The sequence below is a fragment of the Stenotrophomonas sp. 2YAF22 genome (assembly GCF_052114665.1).
Taxonomy (GTDB): Bacteria; Pseudomonadota; Gammaproteobacteria; order Xanthomonadales; family Xanthomonadaceae; genus Stenotrophomonas; species Stenotrophomonas indicatrix.
On record NZ_JBFRFE010000415.1, the window covers coordinates 1 to 3922 of the forward strand.

Annotated in this window: 3 protein-coding genes; all 3 read left to right on the plus strand. The window is 66.8% G+C overall.

Going from position 1 to position 3922, the window contains the following annotated elements; genetic code table 11:
- Positions 1–144: 144 nt before the first annotated feature.
- The 3 genes from serC (at position 145) to aroA (ending at position 3854) form a co-directional block, all read left to right on the plus strand.
- Complete coding sequence (serC, locus tag AB4Y84_RS15565) at positions 145–1230, plus strand: 3-phosphoserine/phosphohydroxythreonine transaminase (protein ID WP_312111043.1); 1086 nt, start codon at positions 145–147, stop codon at positions 1228–1230.
- A gap of 51 nt (positions 1231–1281) precedes the next feature.
- The gene (gene pheA / locus AB4Y84_RS15570) at positions 1282–2472 is read left to right on the plus strand and encodes a prephenate dehydratase (RefSeq protein ID WP_025878757.1); all 1191 of its coding nucleotides are present in this window, start codon (positions 1282–1284) and stop codon (positions 2470–2472) included.
- A 74-nt stretch (positions 2473–2546) separates the two neighbouring features.
- Positions 2547–3854 carry a 3-phosphoshikimate 1-carboxyvinyltransferase gene (gene aroA, locus AB4Y84_RS15575; RefSeq protein ID WP_442244347.1) on the plus strand — a complete coding sequence of 436 codons (1308 nt, stop codon included), beginning with the start codon at positions 2547–2549 and terminating at the stop codon, positions 3852–3854.
- The last annotated feature ends 68 nt before the right edge of the window (positions 3855–3922 follow it).

Sequence of the window (3922 nt, forward strand, 5' to 3'; positions counted from 1 at the left end):
GGTGATTGCAGTTGCCGGCCAGCGGCCGGCACTACCAGAGCCGCCGTGCCAATGGATACGGATGCAACCAAATTTCCCTTGCGCCACTAGGCCGCAAGGCTGGTGCAGTGCGGCATACTAGGGGTCTTGCCCCACAGGTGTGCCATGACGCGCGCGTTCAACTTCAGTGCCGGCCCTGCAACGTTGCCGGAATCGGTCCTGCGCCAGGCGCAGGCGGAAATGCTGGACTGGCACGGTAGCGGTGCCTCCATCGTGGAAATGAGCCATCGCGGTCCGGAGTTCATGTCCGTGGCCGCCGAGGCCGAGGCCGACCTGCGTCGCCTGCTCGACATTCCCGAGGACTATGCGGTGCTGTTCCTGCCCGGTGGCGCCACCACCCAGCAGGCGTTGATCCCGCTCAACTTCGCCAGCCCCGGCCAGCGTGCCGACTACGTGGTCACCGGCCACTGGGGCAAGACCGCAGTCAAGCAGGCCAGCCCCTACGTGGACGTCAACATCGCCGCCAGCAGCGAGGCCGAAGGGTATCGCCAGCTGCCCGAGCGCGCCGGTTGGCAGCTCTCTCCCGACGCCGCGTACGTGCACATCACTGCCAACGAGACCATCCACGGCGTCGAGTTCCGTGATGTGCCCGAGACCGGCAACGTGCCGCTGGTGGCCGACTTCAGTTCGTCCATCGCCAGCGAGCCGCTGGACGTGCGCCGCTACGGTGTCATCTATGCCGGTGCGCAGAAGAACCTGGGCCCGGTCGGCATCGCGGTGATGATCATCCGTCGCGACCTGCTGGAGCGTACTGGCCAGCCACGCGCGGACATCTTCGATTACCGCTCGCACGTCGCCCGCGATTCCATGCTCAACACCCCGCCCACCTGGAACTGGTACCTGGCCGGACTGGTGTTCAAGTGGATGCTGGCCGAAGGTGGCGTGGTCGAGTTCGCCAAGCGCAACGCCGCCAAGGCCGCGCTGGTGTACGGCGCCATTGATGCCTCCGGCGGCTTCTATCGCAACGAGGTCGCCCATTCGGCGCGCTCGCGGATGAACATCCCGTTCTTCCTGCCCAGCACCGACCTGGATGCCCGTTTCGTCGCCGATGCCAAGGCCGCCGGCCTGCTGGCGCTGAAGGGTCACAAGGTGGTCGGTGGCATCCGCGCCTCGCTTTACAACGCCATGCCGCTGGCCGGGGCGGAGGCGCTGGTCGCCTTCATGGCCGATTTCCAGCAGCGTCACGGCTGAGCAATGAACGGCGCGCATCGTCGGGTGCGCGCCCCGCAACAAGGAATTCCGATGGCAAGCAAACCCAGCAAGAAGGCGTCGAAGAAGGCCGAGCCGGCCAAGGACAGCGCCACTTCCAAGCCCAAGGGCAAGTCGAAGGCAACCGCGGTGCCGACCCTGGCGCCACTGGCACTGGCCGATGTGCGTTCGAAGATCGACCAGATCGACCGTGACATCCAGAGCCTGATCGCCGAACGCGCACAGTTCGCCCACCAGGTCGGCAAGGCCAAGGGCAAGCTCGCCGCTGCCGTCGACTACTACCGCCCCGAGCGCGAGGCGCAGGTGCTGCGCATGGTGGTGGATCGCAACGAAGGCCCGCTCAGCGATGAGCTGCTGGTGCACGTCTACCGCGAAATCATGTCGGCCTGCCTGGCCCAGCAGGAGCCGTTGAAGATCGGCTACCTCGGTCCGGAAGGTACCTTCAGCCAGCAGGCCGTGCTCAAGCACTTCGGCCGCTCGGCGCTGGGCCTGCCGATGGCCAGCATCGAAGAAGTGTTCCAGGAAGTGGAAGCGGGCAACGCTGATTTCGGCGTGGTGCCGGTGGAAAACTCGGGGCAGGGCACCATCCAGATCACCCTGGACATGTTCCTTACCTCCAACCTGAAGATCTGCGGCGAAGTGGAACTGCGCGTGCAGCAGTACCTGATGTCGCGCAGTGGCCGCATCGAGGACATCGAACGCGTCTACGGCCATCCGCAGTCGTTCATGCAGACCTCGGCATGGATGCGCGCCAACCTGCCCAAGGCCGAGAAGATCCCGGTGGCCAGCAACGCCGAAGGTGCGCGCCGTGCGCGCAACGCCGACGATGCAGCGGCCATTGGCGGCGAGAGCGCCGGCCATGTGTACGGCCTGAAGAAGGTCGTCACCAAGCCGATCCAGAACGATGCCGACAACACCACCCGTTTCCTGGTGGTGGGGCGCAACATCTTCCCGACCTCTGGCCATGATCGCACCTCGGTGCTGGTGTTCATCCATGACAAGCCGGGCGCGCTGTTCGATGTGCTCAGCCCGTTCGCGCGCCATGGCATCAGCATGAACCGCATCGAGTCGCGCCCCTCGCACCACGGCAAGTGGGAATACGGCTTCTTCATCGACCTGGCCGGTCACATCGACGACGCGCCGATGCAGGCCGCACTTGCCGAACTGGAAGCGCACTCGGCGCAGATCAAGGTGCTTGGCTCCTATCCGGTAGCCGTGCCCTGATCCCTGCTGCGGCGGCTGCGGCCGCCGCCCCTGATGCACCGCCGGCGAGCCGGCGTTTACGGAACCATTCAACGATGAGCAACGCGCAGCACTGGATCGCCCGCAAGGGCCAGCCCCTGCAGGGCAGCCTGACCATTCCCGGCGACAAGTCGGTCTCGCACCGCTCGGTGATGTTCGCCGCGCTGGCCGATGGCACCTCGCATATCGAAGGCTTCCTGGAAGGCGAAGACACCCGCGCCACCGCGCGCATCTTCAGCCAGCTGGGCGTGCGCATCGAAACCCCCAGTGCGTCGCAGCGCATCGTGCACGGCGTCGGCATCGATGGCCTGCAGGCACCCAGCGCACCGCTCGACTGTGGCAATGCCGGCACCGGCATGCGCCTGCTGGCCGGCCTGCTGGCCGGTCAGGCATTCGACTGCACGCTGGTCGGCGACGAATCGTTGTCCGGCCGTCCGATGCGCCGCGTCACCGGTCCGCTGTCGCAGATGGGCGCGAAGATCGACACCGAGGAAGACGGCACGCCGCCGCTGCACGTGCATGGCGGGCAGACGCTGCACGGCATCGACTTTGCCTCGCCGGTGGCCAGTGCGCAGATCAAGTCCGCCGTGCTGCTGGCCGCCCTGTACGCGCACGGCGAAACCAGCGTGACCGAACCGCACCCGACCCGCGACTACACCGAGCGCATGCTGTCCGCGTTCGGCGTGGACATCGCGTTCTCGCCGGGCAACGCCCGCCTGCGTGGTGGCCAGCGCCTGCGCGCGACCGATATCGTGGTGCCGGCCGACTTCTCCTCGGCCGCGTTTTTCCTGGTCGCGGCCAGCATCATTCCCGGCTCCGAACTGCGCCTGAAGCAGGTCGGCCTCAATCCGCGCCGTACCGGCCTGCTGCACGCGCTGCGCCTGATGGGCGCGGACATCACCGAACAGAACCCGGCAGAGCAGGGCGGCGAACCGGTGGCCGATCTGCTGGTGCGTTACGCGCCGCTGAAGGGTGCGCGCATTCCCGAGGAGCTGGTGCCGGACATGATCGACGAGTTCCCGGCATTGTTCGTGGCCGCTGCTGCCGCCGAAGGCCAGACCGTGGTGACCGGCGCCGCCGAGCTGCGGGTGAAGGAATCCGATCGCCTGGCCGCGATGGCGACCGGCCTGCGCGCGCTGGGCATGCAGGTGGACGAAACCGAAGATGGTGCCACCCTGCACGGGGGCGTATCGCTGGGCAGTGGCACCATTGAAAGCCACGGTGATCATCGCATCGCAATGGCCTTCGCCATTGCCGGCCAGATCAGCCATGGTGAAGTGCGCATCAACGACATCGCCAACGTCGCAACGTCCTTCCCGGATTTCGACGGACTGGCTCGCAGCGCCGGCTTCAACCTGGCCTGATCGGGGGGAGTGCCGGCCGCTGGCCGGCATCTCGCGCGTCCCGCCAAAGGTTCATGGGGTTGCCGGCC

Excerpts from the sequence above, each read along its gene's own strand:
- serC (WP_312111043.1), top strand. The coding sequence starts at position 145 with ATGACGCGCGCGTTCAACTTCAGTGCCGGCCCTGCAACGTTGCCGGAA.
- pheA (WP_025878757.1), top strand. The coding sequence starts at position 1,282 with ATGGCAAGCAAACCCAGCAAGAAGGCGTCGAAGAAGGCCGAGCCGGCC.
- aroA (WP_442244347.1), top strand. The coding sequence starts at position 2,547 with ATGAGCAACGCGCAGCACTGGATCGCCCGCAAGGGCCAGCCCCTGCAG.